This is a genomic window from Sporosarcina oncorhynchi, from assembly GCF_033304615.1.
GTDB classification, from domain to species: Bacteria; Bacillota; Bacilli; order Bacillales_A; family Planococcaceae; genus Sporosarcina; species Sporosarcina oncorhynchi.
This window is the reverse complement of the sequence record NZ_CP129118.1, coordinates 2,749,133-2,769,156: the sequence shown is the minus strand read 5'-3', so window position 1 is coordinate 2,769,156 and position 20,024 is coordinate 2,749,133. Positions and strand designations below refer to the sequence as shown.

The following is a 20,024-nucleotide window of genomic DNA, read 5'->3' as shown; positions in this document are numbered from 1 at the left end:
GATTTCTTAAATCTTCTCGTATAAATACCCGATTTGTCTGAATGAACTTGATTGTTTCTCGCACAGGCACCTTTACAATGGCGTAGCGTTCGGAACGATGGTGAGGCGTGTTCCGGCTGATCGATACCAACTTCTAAACAGCAATGCAATAATAATCAAATCCACTGCATCACCTCCGTAATACATCAACATCGCTCCTGCACGTGCTTCTTCAACAGGTACTCCGTGTGGCGGGTAGGCGTACAGAAACTTTGAGAGTATGCCGTGGCCTGCAAGCGCTAGAACGAATACGACTGTTCGGAACGGATAACTGAATCGGCGTGATACCGGATCAATCGACAGCATGGACACCGTAAACAAATAGCCCGCTGTAAATACGTGGATATGGACCAATATATATAGCCACAGATGATCGTGCATCATTGCAAATAGATCAGTTGTATACAGTAGCCACAGCCCACCGATGTTCAGCACGGCGGCGGTGACTGGATGAATATAAAAACGTGCGAACCGACCTCTGAGAAAGCGGCTCACCCTACGCGCCTGTTGAACCGGCAACGTCCGGAGCAACAGTGTGACAGGTGCTCCAAGTGCCAGTAAAAGAGGGCCGAGCATCCCAAGGAATAAATGCCCCGCCATATGCCAAGTGAAATACGCATGCGACAAGACTGCCAGCGGACCGATTAGCGCACTTGCTGAAATAATTGCGCCAGATATCCAGAAAACGATACGCAGACGGGGCCACCTTCGCAGATGCTTCTCTCGATCAGACCGATAGACACCATATAGATACAATGCAATTGCAGCGAATGCTAGCATTCCGAACAGCCAATCCGTTACAACTACATCCGATTCATGCGACACGAGGTTCCACCTGCTTTGTGCCTCTTGCGTCTTGGTTTGCTGAACGCAAAAGCAGTAGACCCGCCGCAATCATTACAACTGCTGACCCGTTCCATACGACATCATACGGGACAAGATCGACATCATACCGAATTTGATGGATGCGCATGACTTTGTGTTGAATGGTACCGTCATATAGCTGAAAAGCACCGCCTCCGATTAGCTTGCCTCCCCAGAAAACCTTATGCCATAATGCATCTCGCCGTCGCAGGTCTGCTACCAAATAGAGCGCGCCAACCGTCGCGAACCAACTAAAGGCATGAAACAATCCATCTGATACAAGCCCCAGAGCTACTGTCGACTTGTCATAGAACTTATGCCAATGCAGCAGCTGATGAAACACCGTCTCATCTACAAACGCCACAAATCCCAAACCGAATAAAATCCCCGCCCATAAGTTCTTTGTTTGGAACTTTTTTCGATTCGCCCAATTTGTCACAGGCTTTCTTTGCATCTGCAGGTCACCGCCTCCTGTAATATCAAATTATTATTTCCGATAGGGAAGGTGGTTAAACAGGAAGACGAAGGAATTAATTTACAAATGACGAAAGATGTTACCTTTCATTTACTTTGACGGTACAAATAAAACCTTTAGATCGCCTGCAAATATAGTAGTACATAGTTAATTGGAAAATACATTTTTCACGGAGTGAATCTATTGAAAAAATTCACGCATAGCTATTCAACTGAATGGAATTGTCGCGAATGTTTGTTGCACCTATCATTTACTATAAAAGAAACCGCTGGCGAGGGAATGCCAATCGGTTTCGTTTTTCTTTTGAGTCGTGCGTGCTCCGTACTAAGAGGTTCCTCGAACCTGCACCTATCCGAAATGTTTATTGGACAAGCGAACAGGTAAAAGAACAGTAGGTCATAAAAATACTGAAGAATGAATACAAAAAGTAAGAATTAGATGTCGGAAAAACGCATGTATACATATAGGAGGATGAAATAGTGAAACAAGTGCCAGAAACAAAAATAAAACTAACAGAGTTAAAGGAGTTATATAATAAAGGCTATCATCTTTTAGGCGAGCTTCGAGAGGACGTTGGGGCGCCTGTAGTAAGAGCGAAGTTTTTAACGAAAGACATCACGGTCATTTACGGAGAAGCTGCAGCCCGAAAATTTTACGATCCGGCAAACTTTAAACGCGAGGGAGCCATGCCGAAGCCCGTTTTAAAAACGCTTTTTGGCGAAGATGGTGTCCAAACATTAGATGGTCAAGAGCACCATCATCGCAAAAATTACTTTATGGACTTAATGACACCCGAGAGGATGGAAGATTACCGTAATATCCTCGCGGCAAAGTTGTCACAAGAACTAGAGAAGCAGCATGGAGAATTTGAGCTGTTTGATTTGGCTAATCGGGTTTTATTTACAGCGATTTGTGAATGGTCCGGCATTAACTTGGAGCGATATGATGCCGAAACGATCGACAAGCTTGCTAAAACCAAATTTCGATGATTAGTGGTGCGGTAACTTCCCCGATTGACCATGTGAAAGGGATATCCAATCGAAATGAGTCAGAAAAATGGGCGAAGGATTTGATTGAAGAAGCACGGAAACATCCTGTCCCGGGTAAAGGGAATCATGCGTTGTATACGTTTGCGCATGCAACAAATCTTGACGGGGAATTGTTACCGGTTGAGGTGGCGGCTGTTGAATTATTAAATATAATTCGTCCAACTGTCGCGTTAACCGTGTGGATGGCTTTAATGGGACATGCACTTTTCGCCAACAGGGATGTGTATGATGCGTTAAAGAAAGACTTTGATAACTTGCAAGATCCTTTCATCCAAGAAATGCGCCGTTACTATCCATTTTTCCCGATGCTGCCGGCGATAGCAGTAAACGATGTGGAAGTGGACGGATACCTGATTCCTAAAGACAGTTGGGTTGTGTTAGATCTCTACGGGAGTAACCATGATGAGCGGGCAATCAAATCTCCTGAACAATTTGATATGGCTCGGTATGTAGGGAAGGCAAAAGACCTTTCGTATGAGGAAGAATATGAAATGATTGCGCAAGGTGGCGGTAGATTCAGAGACATGCACCGCTGTGCCGGGGAGTGGATTACACTTCATAGCATGCGTGTCTTTTCTGATCAGCTTGTGAATGCATTCGAATTTACGGTGTCAGAGCAAGATTGGACAATCCCGATGAATCAGTTCCCTACTTATCCAAATAGCAAAGCGCTGTTATTTAAAGATTGATAAAGTGAGCTATACAATAAGCCAGTCAAACACGACCCTATAATTGTATAATCCACTCTAAGAAGTCATTCATCTCAACAGATGAATGACTTCTTCTTTTATAAAATTCAACAACCAACATGATTGTTTGTTGCCCAGACCCCTTTATAATCACTCTTCATCCCCATCCGCTTCACTTGCCCGTTCAAAGTTAACAATCGAAACTTTAGACACACGTACTTTCTGGCCTTCTTTCAGCTGAACGCGACTTTGAGAATTTGTCAATTCGCCTGCCGTCAATTCGAATAGCCGCGGTTCTTCTCCTTGTTCGAAAATCTGAACAAAGCCATATCCGTAGGGGGTGCTTATTGTATAGTGCCCCGGTGCAATGTCCAAGCCGACATCCCATATGCCAGGAGCCAACTCAGTAGAAAGCTTAGTCTTTACAGGTTCTATCGTTACAATATCGTAGCCACCGTCCATTACGACACTGAACGATGAATCGATATCAGCAGTCAATGCAGGTACTCCGACTTTATCTCCGACGATTTCTTGGACAAGTAAGTTACCATCTTCATCATAAATGAAAACCCTACCTGTTGGATGTCCGGTTATTATATACCTTCCAGTCTCAAGCGATAGTTTTACGCCTTTTTTGGAGCTAACCGGTCCGTACTTTCTTTTTGCTTCTTTATTACTCCGATCCACTGTCGTGAAAATGGCGGGTGAAACCGTTCCGATAATGTCATCTCGTGTCGTTCCGCTAATCTCGTAGTTGTCAGCGTATGCGTTACTTATTTCTTGATTCGATCCTTGTAAATTATGACAACCAGACAAAAGAAGTAGGGAACCAAAAACTGCGATTAAGTTTCTTTTGGCATTGCAGCGTTTTCTATTATTCATTCTGCTTCACCATTTCTAGTAGCCAGATTTCATCATCATAAACAACCGCTCCGTTTGAAAGTGTACGCATGTTGTTCTCCCAGCCTTTCATCTGATTTTAGTAGGATAGGTGCATTTTCTTTCTATAGATCAGCTTGTTTCTGCCGTATAGAATGAAGATGACAAGCAAGTTGAGGATGACGAGCCAACTATATGCATGCTTAAAATCAAGGTTTTCAATCCCGTATTCTTTTGCTGCATCCCCGCTTAGCACAGCTCCGATATCAATAAGTTTTAGTGGATAGAGCCAATTTGACTCAACGCCTGCAGCTAAAAGAAGTTGTGGAGACAGTATGATTAATAAAATGATGATAATGGACGCATACAAGTTCTTCGCTATGAGTGTAAGGAAGAGGAATGTAAGCAAAAGTAACAGGGCAATTAAGGCAAATGCGACAAGCATATAAAACAAATAGCGCAGCGTGGATACTGCGATAAAATCTGCATCTTGATAAATGAGTACGGGTGTTCTTAAATCTCCCCATCCCTTTTTTTGCGCCACATAAAAACTGCCAATCCCTATACTTGCACATAAAAAGAACATAACCTGTACAAAATGGACGCCTACCTTACTAATGGCCTTCTGCATGAACGAAATAGGAAACCCGTGTAAGACGGAAGGATGTTGCTGATCGTGTATAAGCATGCTGCTGCCCATGAGCAATACAAACATGCAAAACAATGTTCCGCTTAGTAGGTTCAATGCGACAGGTATGTAATTATTCGCTTTGAATGGATCTTGGACGAGGGGGACTTCGTGCTCCATATGATACCGGTAAAGCGCATTTTCTTTTTGTATTTCAGTAACTGGCATAATATGATCTCGCTGAATCCCTTTGTTTCCTCGTCGATGCATATCAAGACGTAATTCGTTTAGCTGAAGTCCTGCATCAAAATACTTCTCAAAGTTGGCGCCTGCACCAAAGTAGCCGTCTGTGTTTCCATCGGTCTTTAAGTAAAGGCGCTGCCAGTTCATCAACGTAATTTGCTCTTTCAGTATGGCACGGATTTCTTTTCCTTCATCTGTTATCCAAACAGAACCTGGAAATGTATCAAAAAGCTCAATGAATTTTTCAGCTTCTTCATTTTTCTTTTCATTAATACCGACAATGTCCAATTGACTGTAATGCGAAAAGTAAAGTGGGAAAAAGAGAATCAGTAAAAGGCCTAGCATCCAATTTTTTTTATTCGATAGTAATAGCTTTGCTTCAAATACTACATAGTTCCAGAACGTCAACGTATCCTTCCTCCTTTCCCGCGTTTACTTTGCTAAATAGAATCGGCGTTTATTCATAATAAGAGAAACAATTAACAAAATGACCTCGATGATGAGATATGTAATGAGAAGAATGATAATGCCTTTTGCGTAGTGAATCGTTTCCGTGTTCAGCAAAAAGTTCTTTTCCCCATCTATGATTTTCCCAAAATCAAAATACGTCTGTGGGAATAGGCCGATGTCTTTACCGAACAAATCTCGAGTTGAGCGCGTATAATAAAGCCGCTCTGAGAACAAGAGTAGACTGCTGATAAACAGCACAACCCATTCATTCTTAAAAAGTAACCCTAAAACGATATTCAGTCTGACAAACAGGATGATGAGCAGCGGCAGGACGACGAGTGTTTTTCCTAAATAGGCCGCGATCGATATGACACTGTAACTATCAGGTGTCATCGTTTGTTGCCCAATCATAATGGGGACATTCAAATCAAAATGTCCGAATCCGAACTGAATCGTCATGACGAGCATTCCGATGACAATAAAGCCGAGAATGAACAGCACGGAATAAAGAAATGCCGACAGTGATTTTAAGTTCAGCTGGCGATACCAAGATAAGGGCAAGCCTTGAAGTACGGACGAATGTTTTCGATCTCTTGAAAGGATGTCACTGCTAAAATAAATGACGCAAAATAATACTATGTACATCCCGTAGTTTTGGAGGAAATTCTGCAACGATTGCAATCCGGTTTTCTCATACATCAACCCAAATGTGACCGGGTAATCTTTGCTGAGGTAATCCTCGTATTTCATCATCGTTTGCTGGTAGGCATGCTCCCGGTCTTTACTAGGGAATGGGGCGGTCTGAAATAAAAAACGGTCCTCCACATATTCGTTCGGATTATTTTGCAAATAAAACGTACGTAATTGGAGCATGCGCTCAAAGTTTCGATCCTCAAAAGACTGCAACATAGCCGTATATAAATCATGTTCATGGGAAAGATTTGCATACACGGGATTACCTGCTTGAAGGAATGTTTTAACGCGTTGCATATTAAAAACGAGGCCTGTATTTCCGATACTTTCCCGTAACTCTTTCTGTTCGTCTAAATACTGTAAATGCTCCACCGTCTCCTTTTTATTGAAGGCTTCTTTTGTATTTGCGTAGGGCCAAATGATAAAACAATAGCTGAACAATAAAATGGCAACGAAGAAAACGAAAGGAATGGTTCGTCTGCTTCTTGCTGTAATGAGAAATTCATGTTTTAAGTAATGCCAATTCATGAAACCTTCACCTTCTTCGTATGTATAGTACGATTCGTTCGTGATTTCTAAATATTCAATCGCAACCTACTATACTTGAATAGTTACAATAGTTCAATAGTGTGGGTGATATCGTAGCAGCAGGATTTTTCCGGGGGTGTTTTTTTGCTTTATATATTTAGCACGGGATTGAACGTGTGTTCGATTAATGTTATGGTGTATCTAAAAAGTATGCAAAATGTGGGGATGATGACAAGTGAAGAAGCAATGGAGTCACAAGGGGATTATCGACAAGTTTGAATTGTGCCGGAATGTTGAAAATGCAGGTTCCATGAAAGCATATATGAAACATCATTTTCCGTTCTTGGGCATTAAAAGTCCGCTACGGAAAGAGCTATTACGTGAGCAATTCAAGGAGTATGCATTACCTGAAGTGAGTGACGTTTTTGAGGAGGCATGGAAATTATATGAATTACCCGAGCGGGAGTACCAGTATGCGGCAATCACTTTGCTCGAAAAAATGAAGAAACATTTTACGACTGAAGACTATCCAAAACTGTTGAAGTTCATCGAAACAAATTCGTGGTGGGATAGTGTCGATTCAATCGCGCCACATCTCGTCGGTCACGTCGTCAAAATGGACCGCGACTATGGAAAAACAGTCATGCTTGACTGGTCACGATCGGATAATATGTGGACAAACCGCTCCGCTATTTTGCATCAGTTAAAATTCAAAAAAGAAACAGATTCGGCGCTGTTATTTGAAATCATCTTGCAACATGTGGAATCCAATGAGTTTTTCATTCAAAAAGCAATCGGTTGGGTATTGAGAGAGTACGCAAAAACCGACCCGGTCATTGTGAAGCGGTTTGTCGAAAAACATACGTTGAAACCATTAAGCAGGCGAGAGGCTTTGAAGCATATAGGGTGAATAAATAAAAAATAAAGGATCTTATGCACGATTGGTAACCCGTTCTGTTGAGTGATACAAAAGTTGAAATAACAAGCCAATTAACATCGAAAATGAGCATTAACTAGCATCGTATTTAGCGGTGCTTTTGTTCTTTAAGAGCCATTATGAAGTATTTAAAATGTTGCTTTGCACTTCAGACGGCACGCTTTCCGAGGGGTGTGCTCGGTCGCGACCAACGGGGGCGTTAACCGAACATGGTTATTCAAGAAAAGGGCGCGTTTACGTGGTAGCGACAAAGTAGATGCTTCATAAATCTTTATCTAAAATCACATCGTCATAATTAAAAACTATGATCACTATCAATTAGGTATAGAACTTTTCCAATATGCGGTACAATAATAGAAATACTCTACTTGTATACTTGGGAGGTTACTTATTTGTTTGAAGTTATTAATAAAAAGAAGGCACAATTAGATGCTGCCCGTCCCTTGCCTAAATATACATTAAAAAGTTTACGGGAAAAGTTATTTCTAGAATGGACCTATAATTCGAATGCGATTGAAGGAAACACCTTAACCATGAACGAAACGAAAGTGGTCCTTGAAGGAATTACAATCGGTGGTAAGACACTAAGAGAACATTTAGAGGTCATCAATCATCGAGATGCTATTACTTATGTTGAAGAAATTATTCAAATGAAAGAACCTCTTTCTGAATGGCAAATAAAAAATCTACATCGTTTAGTGCTGAAAGGAATTCATGACGAGTATGCAGGTGCGTATCGTAAAGAACAAGTCTTTATTTCGGGCGCAACACATAGACCACCAGCACATTATCTGATCGAAGAAAAAATGGAACAAATGATGAATTGGTATCTTAACGAAGGTATTGATCTTCATCCAGTTGAGCGTGGAGCGATGTTGCACGCTATTTTTGTTGGCATTCATCCATTTATAGATGGAAATGGCCGTACTTCAAGACTTTTGCTAAATTTAGAAGTAATGAAAGATGGATTTCCTCCTGTCATTATTAAGGTGGAAAATCGATTGGCCTATTATGAAGCGCTTGACAAAGCACATACGACAGAAGATTATAGCGATTTTATAGCATTAGTAGAACGTGAAGTAGAAGACTCTCTTGACTTATATCTAAGTACAATTTGAGTATTTAATCCCCAATATCAATACTATAATAAAGATTATCGTAGTCGGTTTATCAGCTATGATTGGTGGCATGATCGGCAATAAGTTTTTTCCAAATAGGCAGTGATATTATGTAAACGGACGCGATTGCTGTATAAGCCACTATTTAAATATCTTAGGGGTGTAATGAATGACAAAAGAAATTGTTGCTGTTGAATTTATAATGAAGACATATGATACAAGTAAAATGGATATGTGGTCTAAAGAACAGTGGAATGAATGGGTTGGGGAGCCAGATGGTAATACAGGGATCCAAATACTATTAATAAATGATAATGAATTTCACTTGAAAGTAATGGGGATTTATTATAATGAAGAAACCAAAGAAATGTTTTTTGGTTTTGACGCACAAAATAAACTTGACCGAAACATAAATATTCAGTTCAATGAGTGGAAAATTGATGAGAGTACTTTTAATTTGTCTTATGAAGAGCCACATTACTTGAAAAAGTGTTCCGAAGTAAGAGGTTTTCAAAAATCTGTGGAGCGTACTTATTTAGAAAGCTGGGACTCCATAATAATTGAAATTAATCTTCTTGATGCTGAAACTAACCTAATCATTAGAGAATTTGAATTTCAAATTGAAAAGCGTTTAGTTCAGGTTTTTTAGTAAAGCTTTATGCTGCAAAAATGTATGATTGTTGAATAATCTTCATCAACTAAAAAGGACATTAGATGAAACAGATTTGCGAAAAAAAGAACCCTGTTTTTGGGTCCATTTTTCTTTATTAATCTTTAGGCAACAATACCATTTAACAGACCCAAAATAAAAAGTGGATCAGGCTTCTTGCCCGACCCACTATTTAAATACAGACGTTTTACATACAATCTACTTTATTGCTGCATTTTCCCGGCAGTATACCCGCCGTCAACCGCTAGCGTTACACCACTGATTGATTTCGCCATGTCTGAGCATAGGAATACAACAGCGTTTGCTTGGTCTTCTGCCGTAGACATTCTTCCAGCTGGAAGTGATGCGAGGACGCCCTCGTATTGTTCAGGGGAAGTTTTGGACCAGCTTTCAATCGCAGGTGTAATCGTTGCGCCGGGTGCAATCGAGTTAATGGTTATCCCTTTTTGACCGTATTCCAATGCGACCGATTTTGTTAAGCCCGCAATGGCATGTTTCGATGCTGTATATGGGGCCATATTCGGTGAACCTTCAATACCTGCTCCTGACGCTGTATTGACGATAGCGCCGCCGCCCGTTTTGAGCATGGCGTTTACTTCATGCTTGATGCAGTAAAACGTGCCGTACAAATTGACTTGTAGCGTAATGTCCCAGTCCTTCGAATCCATTTCTCCGATTGGTTTTAGTCCTTTGTTAATGCCTGCATTGTTATGCGCAAAGTCGAGTTTGCCAAACGTTTCAACTGTTTTATTCACGAGACCGATGACTTGTTCCTCATTACTAACGTCACATTTGAAAAAGGCCGCTTCACTGCCAAGATTTTTTATCATTTGTACGGTTTCTTGCCCTGCCTCTTCACTGACATCAGAGACCATAACTTTTGCGCCTGCTTTTGCCAATGCAACTGCAGTCGCTCTACCGATTCCTGAACCCGCTCCTGTTACTAATCCTGCTTTTCCATCCATTACACCTACCATGAAAAACACTCCTTTTCGGATTTACTTACTTAAAGAATGGTTCAATGATTCTAAACGATGCTTTCTAATGAACAACATACGCCTTAATGCATAGTAAATCAAACAACTAGTTTGGCATCAAATTAGTTGTGGCAAGAGCATTTATTTAGTACATTGCATAACTAAAAAAACACTATTTGTATCGGAGACAATCATTGAATAGGAGGAATGAAAAATCCCATTAGTTGGGAGAGGAAATGAATATGCTTGTTAGCGTGTCTGCTGATTAGATTTTCATAGACACTAGAGTAGATACCGTTGTAAGGTTGTCATAAGAGAAGGATAGCGGTACAGTATGCAAGGTTGAGGACTCGGTGTGGTCTCGTCATGACACAGTTCAACTCGTCCAATTTCCATCTCTCGATAGGAGGATTCGAATGAGGTTTGTAGTTTATAGTTTGCTATTGTTGGTCTTCTTACTTTATCTCGGTATCCGTTTCGTCCGTGTGTTGATAAAAATGAGAAAGCCCGTTGTATTTCCTGTGACGGCGGAAGATTGGGAAGCCATTCGAATGCAACCGAAGAAGCCGATTGGTCGGCTAGTTGTTTCCGATCAGAAGACGGCTGTGTGGATACATAGTGTATTCATTTTGATTTTTACTGCATTGGTCTTGTATGAGCTGTTTACCACTAAGTACAACACGCTGTTCCTTTTCGTGTTTATCCCGTCGCTGTTAAATTTACCTAAGCTGTGGAATCTATTTGCTGTTCAGGAAGACGGCGTGTTAGCCGGGCAGCGGTTTGTGCCATGGGATCGGATGCAATCTTATACGTTCATTCCAATCGATATACATCATCGGTTTTATGGCTATTCTCCCGAATTGAATGAAGGGTATGAGTTGATGATTCAGACGAAGTGGTCTGAAGTGAGCTGTCTTGTAACCACTGAAACGGTTAAGGAGAAACTGGCGCAACTGCTGGATGAATAATTGGATTAAAAAGGTGCCTATGGAAGGTTTAATTCAGACGATATCTGTTTCCGACACCGATTCCATTTACAACTTAAGAAACACACTCAAACAGGCATCTGTCTTAAGCGACAGATGCCTGTTCTCGATGGAATTCAAAGCGTGCACGACTATATCATTATCTTCGGTCCCAAAAACGCTGATGGGTAATGGCCAGTAGAAATTCCTGTTCAAAGTCAGCGTTGTTTGAAGCGAATATGACGCCTGCCATATTCATGGTAGGAGATTTTTGGATATAGGAATGCCCCGTTGACGCAACTCCGATTGGTTTATAGTTTTTGTAGGCGACATGAATGTAATCAGCCATCTGATAATCAAAGTTTGGTTGATTCGCTGATTCGCCTCCAACGATATATAAAGAGTCAAGCAAATACGGGCTTGTCGTGATGAACGACTCATCCACCTTAAGCGTCGTACCGTCACTCGCTGTAACAGTGCCGAGCATTTCACTCACGATGACGACCCAGACACCGTACTTTTCTAGCTCTTTTATCGTGTCCGCCACTTCTTTCGCATTAAATCCGTTACCGACTAATACACCGACGCGCAACGAATACGCATACTTCGGTGTGCTCGTCTGACTGAGGGAAGGGTAGCTAGTGGAGACTTCGACGTTATTGCCTGTTGGCCGTTTCACACCGATATTATCCGCGACGATGGAAGCCATTTCTCGATCGACATTCACAAGCATATCCACGCATTGCTGCCTAACCGATTCACTTTTCACACTACCGATTTGGTAGTTAAGGGCCTCGATCATATGCTGTTTTTCAATTCGGGAAAGGCTGTTCCAAAAAATCCTGGGTTGTGTATAGTAATCATCGAGCTTTGGGCTGCGTTTTCTAGTGATCTCCCCTTCAACTTTCTTTGGATAATGTTTATAACCCCCATCTTCAGGCGGCGTCGTATAAGGGGTATTATTTTCCAGGGAGTTGTTATGATAACTTGTTTCATCCACATCGATTTTGTATCGCATAAAACCTTTACGCTGGTTGTTATGAAACGGGCATACAGGACGGTTGATTGGTAAATCATCATAGTTCTTGCTGCCTAAACGGTGATATTGTGCAATCTTGTAAGCGACCAGCCTACCTTGCAATACAGGATCATTGGAGAAATCGATGCCGGGAACGACGTTTGCAGGATTGAATGCTGCCTGCTCAATCTCAGCGAATTCATTGTCCACATTTTGGTTCAGTGTCATTTTACCGATGATTTGAACTGGAATCAGCTCTTCGGGCCAGAACTTTGTAGAATCGAGAATGTCGAAGTCATACTTGAATTCGTCTTCCATCGGAATTAGTTGCACACCCAATTCATATTCAGCAAACGCACCGCGGTCAATGGCTTCCCGCAGATCACGTCGGTGATAATCAGGGTCAATGCCGCCTATTTTCTGTGATTCATCCATTAGGAGGGAGTGGGAACCGAGCACTGGTTTCCAGACGAATCGCACAAAAGTGGCTACACCTTCTGCATTCACAAAGAGATACGTATTGACAGACCAGGTCTCCATCATTCGATAACTTCTGATAATCCCCCTGTCAGACATGACCCATAATGTCATATGAAGTGCTTCAGGATTATTGGCAACATAATCCCAAAATGTATCATGTGCCCCGGAAGCTTGAGGCATGCCGGTGCGTGGTTCAGGCTGGTAGGCATGGATGATATCAGGGAACTTCATCGCATCTTGGTTGATCAAGACAGGGAATGAGATCATCGTCATATCGTAATTTCCTTCGTCTGTGTAAAACTTGACGCCAAGGCAGCGCAGATCCCGGGCGGTGTCTTTAGAGCCTTTGCTTCCTTGCACAGTTGAAAAACGGACAAACAACGGTGTCTTTTTTCCAGCCTCCTGTAGGAAATCTGCTTTTGTGAATTGCTTCATCGACTCATAACATTCAAAAACCCCATGCGCGCCATATCCTCTTGCATGCACCTTTCTTTCGGGAATTTCTTCATGGACAAAAGACGTAATCTTTTCAAAGTATTGAAAGTCCTGCAAGAGGCCCGGACCCCGTTCGCCCGCTGTCAAAATTCGATCGTCATCCGAAATTTTAATTGAATTGTTCGTTGTCAATGGTTTTCCGGCATTCACCTTGCGGAACTCATCCAATTGCTGTTGCTTTTTATTCGGGTTTTCATTATTCGTCAAATCTTCACACTCCTAGTAGGTAGTAGATGTTCGCTCAATATATATATGTCTGTCAACGAGGGCGTGTGCCTGGTATCGAATCTTCTGTAGGTGCAGAAATGAATATTATAAATATAGGGCAATTTTAAAAGACTTAAATGAAAGGTTGAAAAGACAAGGTTTATCGGCATATTCTACTGTTAAGGCTTATGACCGTTCTATCGCTGAAAGCGCCTATCAATCCGCTGAGGAATTATTGAATGACTACAAAGCGGAAGCCATACAAGCAGGTGTGCAAAACGTTACTGTGCATGTCGACTACGGCTCAACCAAAACGATGATTGCACCGGACCTTCCGAAAAAATCCAAGCTGACTTAATCATTTGTGGTGCGATAGGTCTCAATGCAGTTGAACGATTTATATTCGGAAGCGTCTCTGAAAACATTGTATGCTCTGCGAAATGTGATGTACTTGTCATCCGTAGACCTGAACAAGTGTGGCGGATGGTGACAGTGATTTGCGTGTGAAGCTATGCACGTCAATAATTATAAAGTCATGCAGACAACTATGTAGAGATGCATGTATCGCCAAAGGATGAAAAAGGATTCACAACCCCGTTGATTAGTATGAAAATGCCACGCACAGGCACTCAATCGATTATCAAACAATTACACCGACCTTTCGATGAAGGATTGGTGTTTTTTTATGGTGACGAATCGTACTTCATCGGAAATGTTTAAATTACCCCCGTGAAGTCAATTCTGTTAGCAAAGATTGTCATGGGGGTGAGTGTACTGTTTAAAAGAAAATCCACATTAACGTCCAATGAAAAACAGAAAACAATTGATAACGTAAATACGGGGGAAGTGGTGCCATCGGTAGCGTCGGATTTTATTCGGGCGGTAAGTGGGGCTGTTCATCACACATCTGATTTGGTTGTTAAGTCCTTACCGCCGAATCTTACGCTTATCTATATAGAAAACGTAATGGATATAGCATCATTCAATAATCATATCCTTCAGGACTTGTTCAAACAGCCAATTGAATCTCCCCAAGACTTATCTACGATTTTGTCCATTTCGCAAGTGGAAATTACTCCGAAAATAGAGGATGCTGTACAGGCGATGATGGCGGGGGCTGTCCTCATTCATGTCGAGGGCTATGCAGATGTCGTGTTAGGGATGGTTCCGACTACTGAAGGACGGCAATTATCAGCACCTGAAAATGAATCTCAAGTACTCGGTGCGCAAATCGCATTTAATGAGAGTCTTTCAACGAATGTTTCTTTGATTCGAAGGTATATAAAAAATCCGAACCTTTGCAGTGAAAATTTTACAGTAGGTAAAGAATCGAATACATCAATTGCATTGTTATATATTCATGGCATCGCTTCCGATGAAATGCTCAATACACTGCGACAACGGATTATCGACCTTGAGATAGATTCGGTATTAGATAGTTCAATTCTAGCTCAGTTAATTAGTGATAACTCCTTATCGATATTTCCACAAATGTTACTGACTGAAAGACCCGACAAGATTAGTGCGGAGCTACTACTTGGGAAATTAGTGGTCGTTGTGGATGGAAGCTCGCTTGTACTCGCGTGTCCCTATTCATTTCTGGAGTACTTTCAAAGCCAGGAAGATCAAAATCAGAGATGGGAGATTGCTTCTTTTATCCGACTATTACGGTTTGGAGCGGTAGTGCTATCGGTTTTTTTGACCCCCATCTATGTTGCGGCATTAACATTTCATTATGAAGTCATTCCACAATCACTTTTAGTTCCGCTAAGTGAGTCGAGAGCTTTGGTTCCGTTTCCACCCCTATTTGAGGCATTGCTAATTGAACTCATTATTGAGTTGTTAAGGGAAGCAGGGGTTCGATTACCGGTAAAGGTTGGTCAGACGATTGGTATTGTTGGTGGTATCGTCATTGGAACGGCAGCTGTGGATGCAGGATTCACGAGCAATATTTTAATTATTATTGTTGCTTTGGCTGCATTGGCATCCTTCACTACGCCAAGTTATACGATGGGGAATGTGATTCGAGTCATTCGATTTCCATTGATTTTATTAGCTGGCGTTTGGGGATTTTATGGCATCATGTTAGGATTCTGTTTCATTCTGATCCATCTATTACGACAGTCAAGCTTGGGTAGTCCATACACCGCCCCTTTTTATCCTCCTAGACTTTTTGATTGGAGCGATAGTCTAGTCAGACTTCCTTTGCCTTTTACAGATAGAAGACCAACGAATACCCGACCGAAGGATAAAGTGAAATATAAGCCGGAGCCAATCAATCCAGAGAAACATGAACAGAAGGTGGAATAAGTGAAAACGAACCTTCACATTCATCCGAGTGAGACATTCAATGCTTTCATGCTTTTTTTTATCATTCAATCAGCGCAGATTGGCGTTGGCATACAAGGTTTTCAACGCATTATCTATCAGGATGCCAAGCATGATGCATGGATTTCCGTAGTACTCGCAGGTCTCGCGACACATATCATCGCAATCTTCATGCTAAAAACATTACACCTATACGATTCGAATGACTTATATGGTATTCATCAGGACGTATACGGTAAATGGATTGGGAATTTCTTGAACAGCCTTTACATTTTGTACATTTCATCTGCATTTTTTGCTGTTATGATGAATTATGCAGAAGTTGTTCAATCATGGGTTTTTCCGAACTTGAAGACATGGTTTCTCGTTGCTTCTTTGCTGCTAATCGTAGTTTATTCGTTTACAGGTGGTTTGCGGGTCATTGTAGGCATTTGTTTTTTCAGTTTTGTATTTTCGATCATACTTCTTCCAGTGCTAGGATTTCCGATGAAATATATTGAGCCGCGAAGCCTTTTACCGGTGTTGGAGGCAGATATGAGCGAAATATTTAAAGGTGTTAAATCCATGACCTTTACGATTGTTGGCTTTGAAATCCTATATGTCATTTATCCATTTATTAAGGATAAAGAAAATGTGAACAAACCTCTTCATCTTGGTTTGTTCCTAACGACAATCATTTACCTTGCCGTTATGTTGGTGTCGTTAACTTATTTCAGTGGGGAACAATTGTCTAAAACCATTTGGGCCACTTTGACATTGTTCAGTATTGTGAAGTTCCCATTTGTTGAAAGAATGGAATATATAGTGATTTGTTTTTGGATGTTGATTATACTGCCAAATCTCTGTCTGTTTGTATGGACTGCTTATCGGGGGACTATACGCATAGTAAACATTAGTGCAAAAAAGTTCGTATGGATATTTTCATTCATTACTTTCATTGCAAGCTTTTCTTTAACAACACGAATTCAAATCAATATGTTTAATAATCACTTTAGTCGCATCGCATTTTACACCATCTTTGTTTACCCAATTCTCTTATATGTAGTAGCAAAAATAAAAAACAAAGTAAACAAGCGAAAGGCGTAAAAAAATGAAAAGAATCTTGTGTTTTAGTGTTCTGATACTGCTTGGCATTAGTTTGACGGGTTGTGCAGAAGTAAAGCTATTAGAAAGGGTGGGCTTAACCACTCTGATTGGCTTTGATCTAGGGGAGAAGGAAGATGTGGAAACGACAGCAGTTGTCCGCCAAGTAGGTACGAATTTAGAAAGTACCGTTTCAATTATTTCTGCTGAAAATGAGACAACAGAAGGAACAGGTTCAAAGATTAATTACAGGACAGCTGAAAAAATAGTGTCCGGTCAAGTGAGAGGTGTTTTATTTGGGGAAGAACTTGCAAAAAAAGGCATTGGTCATTATATTGATACGATGTTGAAAAATCCGACAATAAGCGATGGGATTTATCTAACAGTGGTTGAGGGTGAAGCGAGGCCGGTGCTTGAATTCCAGTATGCGAATATTCCTGAAATCGGAGAACATATTTACAAATTACTTAAACAAAACATTCAAAATGAGCAGATGGTTTCATCTACACTTCACGAAGTAGCTTTTGATTATTATACCGTAGGCAGGGACATTGCGATACCAATCATAAAGAGAGACCAGGAGTTAGTGTCGATTTCGGGAATTGCCTTATTTGACAGTAGTAAAATGGTTGGTACGCTTTCAGTTGAAGATAGTTTTTACGTGAAATTAGGGCAGGAAAATTTTCGCGCTGGAAGAAATGAAATCATAATAAAAGGCGATGATTTACCGTCATCTTTATTGCCGACTCAGGTAGATGAAATTAGTATCGTGTTCGATCCAATTAAAACAAAGAAAAAGGTTAAGCTAGTCAATCCCGAACAACTTGAATTCGACATCCATATTAAAATGCAAGCAAGGATATTGGAAATAAAGCAGAATATTAATGTCGGACAGGCTAAAAACGCGGAACTGCTCGAGAAAGCAATCAATAAAAGACTGGAAAGTGAGATTGGCAGGGTGATTGCTTACAGTCAAGAAGTTGGTTCAGATATTTACGGATTAGGTGAATATTACAGAAGCGTTGTTCGACATTCTAATCTGACAGAAGAGAAGTGGCATGAACTGTACAAGGATTTAAACGTGAACATTGATGTGGATTTCACCCTTATCCGAAGCGGAGTCTTTGAATAGTCATTGTTGTTTACGTTAGGTGGACGCATGTTTAAAACATAAAAAGTTACCCGTTCCTGACCAATCTATTGGATGAACGTAGGAGGCCAGTTACGACAAGAAACAAATTGTTCGGGCGGCAGTACTTTGTAAAGTGTTTGGTACGCACCGTTTAAAATGCCGAAAGTAAGAAATTTGTTAGCCGAAAAACAGGACTTCATGATGACTATGAAGCCCTGTTTTTTCATTGTAATCTATAAACTTTCGCACAAGGACCCAATAATAAGTCGTATTCAGAACAGCTTGGGACTAGCACGTACCAAATAATGTGGAAGCATTTCACTCGATTCGCCCGATGTGTCACAGGCTTTTTTGCATCTGCCAGTCATCACCTCTTGAATGATTAACTTATTATTTTAGATGGGTGAAGTGTTTAAACAGAGGGAGTAAGGAATTCATTTTACTTAAAGAAAGACGTTATCAATTTTCGACTATGGCTATTCCAAATGAAACCTTTAGACAGTCGGAACGTATACTAGTTGTCATGTTTAATTGGAAAATTCATTGTTTTGGTGAAAGAGGTGAGGAATAATGTATTTCCCGTCTAAAAAGGATGTGTGGCTGACAATTCTTGTCTGGGGACTAGTCTTGTTCTATATTTCCGCCTATATTTTCGGGGGAGAACCTATAGGGGTGCAACTCATTACGTATAAAAGTGTGCCGGGAATTCTGATGACAATTGTCATGGTCGGTTTTCTGATGTGGCTGTGGTTTGGCACGGGTTATAAAGTGGAAGATGGGTTGATTACGATACGTTTTGGTCCTTTCAAAAGCAAGGTGAAGATTGCAGACATCCGAAAGTTGAGGGCGACAAAGAACCCGCTATCTGCACCGGCGTTGTCGATTAGCCGGATTGAGATTGCCTATGGTGCTTACGGAATGACACTTGTCTCGCCTAAGGATAGGGTGTTGTTCATCAAGACGCTGCTGAAAGAAAATCCGACAATCGAGGTCGACGCGGCATTGTATACATGAAAGGGGTGTGGGGGATGCATTTCGAGTACAAAGAGATGGCCAAGAAGAACGGGAAAACTGTATCGGTTCGTGACACATGGGAGAATGCGTTGCTGGAAGCGGAAGTAAAAGGTGATCAGGTGAAGCTAGTCACCAATGTGCACAATGATAAGACGACGCATTTTAGTATGCCGGTTGAGCTGTTTGAACGTATGTATCGGGATTTGATGGATCGTCAGGATTGAGTTTGTGTTTTTTAGTAAAGAGGTGAACGGTGTTTGAGAAAGAAATTGATGGTTTTATTAGTAGCGGTTGCGGTTGTAGGCGGTGTCGTAGGAGCAAAGGTTTATGACAATCGAGAGAGGAATTTGGGAGAGGTTTTTGCGCTGTATACGGAGGAGTTTAAGGGGATGTCGTTTCACGTTGAGGGGCATCCTGAGGGATGGCGAACACTAGAGAAGAAACCTGTGGAAGAGTTGCAAGAATTCCTCGGACGCTATCAAGTTAAGAAGATGAAAGATGATGATTGGGATTCCAATGTATCAAGTGAACATGGATTCACCTTGGACATATCCAACGGGCATAAGTCTCTCCATGCCCACGTAATGGAACATCGAATCATGTGGAGGCATGGCTATTTTTACGTGCTAAACGGCCCAATCGATATGGAGTGGGTGGAGGATTTTAACGAGAAGTATGGGGAATGAACTAAAAGGTATCTTCCTATTCGGCTAGATTACGAGGCAAGTGATGGATGCAAGATTGTCATTGAATTAAATGCCCGTCCGCGCCGATTTTGCCTTCCTGCGGTCATTTAGGATCGTTGTATTTGCCCGTCCGCACCGATTTTGCCATCTGTCGGTCACTTAGGATCGCTGTAAGTGCCCGTCCGCGCCGATATTGCCTTCCGGCGGTCACTTAGGATTGCTGTATGTGCCCGTCCGCGCCGATATTGCCTTCCGGCGGTCATTTAGGATTGCTGTAAATGCCCGTCCGCGCCGATTTATCCTTCCGGCGGTCACTTAGGATTGCTGTAAGTGCCCGTCCGCGCCGATATTGCCTTCCGGCGGTCACTTAGGATTGC

At 41.5% G+C, this 20,024-nt stretch carries 22 protein-coding genes; 15 read left to right on the top strand and 7 right to left on the bottom strand.

All coding sequences use genetic code 11. The annotated features are described in order from the left end of the window. Positions 1 to 72: 72 nt before the first annotated feature. Together QWT69_RS13530 and QWT69_RS13525 are read right to left on the bottom strand one after the other, a co-directional pair. Positions 73 to 864, bottom strand: coding sequence for a cytochrome c oxidase assembly protein (locus QWT69_RS13530; protein ID WP_317966450.1), 792 nt, complete (start codon positions 862 to 864; stop codon positions 73 to 75). Next, positions 854 to 1,357: a DUF2243 domain-containing protein gene (locus tag QWT69_RS13525; protein ID WP_317966448.1), complete on the bottom strand. Its 504-nt coding sequence runs from the start codon at positions 1,355 to 1,357 to the stop codon at positions 854 to 856. Before QWT69_RS13525 ends, QWT69_RS13530 begins: the two co-directional genes overlap by 11 nt. Positions 1,358 to 1,857: 500 nt before the next feature. Between QWT69_RS13525 and QWT69_RS13520 the strand changes: the two genes are divergently transcribed. Continuing rightward, positions 1,858 to 2,367, top strand: a complete 510-nt coding sequence (locus QWT69_RS13520; protein ID WP_317966446.1) for a cytochrome P450 — start codon at positions 1,858 to 1,860, stop codon at positions 2,365 to 2,367. Further along, a complete protein-coding gene (locus tag QWT69_RS13515) occupies positions 2,364 to 3,116 on the top strand; it encodes a cytochrome P450 (protein ID WP_317966444.1) in 753 nt (250 codons plus the stop codon). Before QWT69_RS13520 ends, QWT69_RS13515 begins: the two co-directional genes overlap by 4 nt. Positions 3,117 to 3,266: 150 nt before the next feature. Here the strand turns inward: QWT69_RS13515 and QWT69_RS13510 are convergent, their stop codons facing one another. From QWT69_RS13510 to QWT69_RS13500, 3 genes are all read right to left on the bottom strand, one after another. Beyond that, the gene (locus tag QWT69_RS13510; RefSeq protein WP_317966442.1) at positions 3,267 to 3,998 is read right to left on the bottom strand and encodes a hypothetical protein; all 732 of its coding nucleotides are present in this window, start codon (positions 3,996 to 3,998) and stop codon (positions 3,267 to 3,269) included. 97 nt (positions 3,999 to 4,095) lie between these two features. After that, positions 4,096 to 5,274 carry a hypothetical protein gene (locus QWT69_RS13505; RefSeq protein WP_317966440.1) on the bottom strand — a complete coding sequence of 393 codons (1,179 nt, stop codon included), beginning with the start codon at positions 5,272 to 5,274 and terminating at the stop codon, positions 4,096 to 4,098. Positions 5,275 to 5,298: 24 nt separating this feature from the next. After that, positions 5,299 to 6,537, bottom strand: coding sequence for a hypothetical protein (locus tag QWT69_RS13500; RefSeq protein WP_317966438.1), 1,239 nt, complete (start codon positions 6,535 to 6,537; stop codon positions 5,299 to 5,301). A gap of 235 nt (positions 6,538 to 6,772) precedes the next feature. On the opposite strand from QWT69_RS13500, the gene QWT69_RS13495 reads away from it, so the two are divergent. From QWT69_RS13495 to QWT69_RS13485, 3 genes are all read left to right on the top strand, one after another. Beyond that, positions 6,773 to 7,447 carry a DNA alkylation repair protein gene (locus tag QWT69_RS13495; RefSeq protein ID WP_317966436.1) on the top strand — a complete coding sequence of 225 codons (675 nt, stop codon included), beginning with the start codon at positions 6,773 to 6,775 and terminating at the stop codon, positions 7,445 to 7,447. Positions 7,448 to 7,866: 419 nt separating this feature from the next. Then, positions 7,867 to 8,592, top strand: a complete 726-nt coding sequence (locus QWT69_RS13490) for a Fic family protein (protein ID WP_317966434.1) — start codon at positions 7,867 to 7,869, stop codon at positions 8,590 to 8,592. 169 nt (positions 8,593 to 8,761) lie between these two features. Next, entirely contained in the window at positions 8,762 to 9,241 is a 480-nt protein-coding gene (locus QWT69_RS13485; RefSeq protein ID WP_317966432.1) for a hypothetical protein, read from the top strand. Positions 9,242 to 9,465: 224 nt separating this feature from the next. On the opposite strand, the gene QWT69_RS13480 is transcribed toward QWT69_RS13485, so the two are convergent. After that, a complete protein-coding gene (locus QWT69_RS13480; protein ID WP_317966430.1) occupies positions 9,466 to 10,239 on the bottom strand; it encodes an SDR family NAD(P)-dependent oxidoreductase in 774 nt (257 codons plus the stop codon). A 416-nt stretch (positions 10,240 to 10,655) separates the two neighbouring features. Between QWT69_RS13480 and QWT69_RS13475 the strand changes: the two genes are divergently transcribed. Next, positions 10,656 to 11,207, top strand: a complete 552-nt coding sequence (locus QWT69_RS13475; RefSeq protein ID WP_317966428.1) for a hypothetical protein — start codon at positions 10,656 to 10,658, stop codon at positions 11,205 to 11,207. Positions 11,208 to 11,364: 157 nt separating this feature from the next. Here the strand turns inward: QWT69_RS13475 and QWT69_RS13470 are convergent, their stop codons facing one another. Further along, positions 11,365 to 13,404 carry a catalase gene (locus tag QWT69_RS13470; RefSeq protein WP_317966426.1) on the bottom strand — a complete coding sequence of 680 codons (2,040 nt, stop codon included), beginning with the start codon at positions 13,402 to 13,404 and terminating at the stop codon, positions 11,365 to 11,367. A 145-nt stretch (positions 13,405 to 13,549) separates the two neighbouring features. Here QWT69_RS13470 and QWT69_RS13465 point away from each other — a divergent pair, with 145 nt between their 5' ends. From QWT69_RS13465 to QWT69_RS13425, 9 genes are all read left to right on the top strand, one after another. Next, positions 13,550 to 13,762: a hypothetical protein gene (locus QWT69_RS13465; RefSeq protein ID WP_317966424.1), complete on the top strand. Its 213-nt coding sequence runs from the start codon at positions 13,550 to 13,552 to the stop codon at positions 13,760 to 13,762. Beyond that, a complete protein-coding gene (locus QWT69_RS13460) occupies positions 13,747 to 13,911 on the top strand; it encodes a universal stress protein (protein ID WP_317971105.1) in 165 nt (54 codons plus the stop codon). Before QWT69_RS13465 ends, QWT69_RS13460 begins: the two co-directional genes overlap by 16 nt. A gap of 90 nt (positions 13,912 to 14,001) precedes the next feature. Further along, positions 14,002 to 14,124: a hypothetical protein gene (locus tag QWT69_RS13455; RefSeq protein ID WP_317966422.1), complete on the top strand. Its 123-nt coding sequence runs from the start codon at positions 14,002 to 14,004 to the stop codon at positions 14,122 to 14,124. Positions 14,125 to 14,169: 45 nt separating this feature from the next. Next, complete coding sequence (locus QWT69_RS13450; RefSeq protein WP_317966420.1) at positions 14,170 to 15,714, top strand: spore germination protein; 1,545 nt, start codon at positions 14,170 to 14,172, stop codon at positions 15,712 to 15,714. Then, a complete protein-coding gene (locus tag QWT69_RS13445) occupies positions 15,715 to 16,818 on the top strand; it encodes a GerAB/ArcD/ProY family transporter (RefSeq protein WP_317966418.1) in 1,104 nt (367 codons plus the stop codon). 4 nt (positions 16,819 to 16,822) lie between these two features. After that, positions 16,823 to 17,947: a Ger(x)C family spore germination protein gene (locus tag QWT69_RS13440; protein WP_317966416.1), complete on the top strand. Its 1,125-nt coding sequence runs from the start codon at positions 16,823 to 16,825 to the stop codon at positions 17,945 to 17,947. Between the two features lie 570 nt (positions 17,948 to 18,517). After that, positions 18,518 to 18,961 carry a PH domain-containing protein gene (locus QWT69_RS13435; protein WP_317966415.1) on the top strand — a complete coding sequence of 148 codons (444 nt, stop codon included), beginning with the start codon at positions 18,518 to 18,520 and terminating at the stop codon, positions 18,959 to 18,961. Positions 18,962 to 18,975: 14 nt separating this feature from the next. Beyond that, positions 18,976 to 19,185, top strand: coding sequence for a hypothetical protein (locus QWT69_RS13430; protein WP_317966414.1), 210 nt, complete (start codon positions 18,976 to 18,978; stop codon positions 19,183 to 19,185). Positions 19,186 to 19,218: 33 nt separating this feature from the next. Then, positions 19,219 to 19,647: a hypothetical protein gene (locus QWT69_RS13425; protein ID WP_317966413.1), complete on the top strand. Its 429-nt coding sequence runs from the start codon at positions 19,219 to 19,221 to the stop codon at positions 19,645 to 19,647. Positions 19,648 to 20,024 lie beyond the last annotated feature (377 nt).